The sequence below is a fragment of the Ligilactobacillus equi DSM 15833 = JCM 10991 genome, assembly GCF_001435735.1.
Lineage (GTDB): Bacteria > Bacillota > Bacilli > Lactobacillales > Lactobacillaceae > Ligilactobacillus > Ligilactobacillus equi.
Genome location: NZ_AZFH01000050.1, coordinates 1 through 236 on the forward strand (window position 1 = coordinate 1; position 236 = coordinate 236).

1 protein-coding gene is annotated in these 236 nt (G+C 35.2%); it reads left to right on the top strand.

Features of this window, described 5'->3' with window-relative positions; translation table 11 throughout:
• The coding region (locus FC36_RS12115) for a hypothetical protein (protein WP_162257648.1) at positions 1–236 on the top strand (236 nt) is incomplete at both ends.

A 236-nucleotide genomic window follows, 5' to 3' on the forward strand; every position in this document is an offset into this window, starting at 1 on the left:
TCTAAACTAGTAATGCGTTCTGATGTGCAGAGACTTAAGAACTACTATAATGCTGACAAATCTGGATTTGATGTTGAATTTGACTTAACTAAGTTAAACTTTGTAGCTGGTCATGAATATCAGATTGTGTCACGTTATTCTGATGCTACCAATGGAGAAGGTCATCGAACAGATGTATGGTCAGATGTCTACAAATTTACTGCTAATGCAGGTCATTTAGATACTGTAAAAGCTAA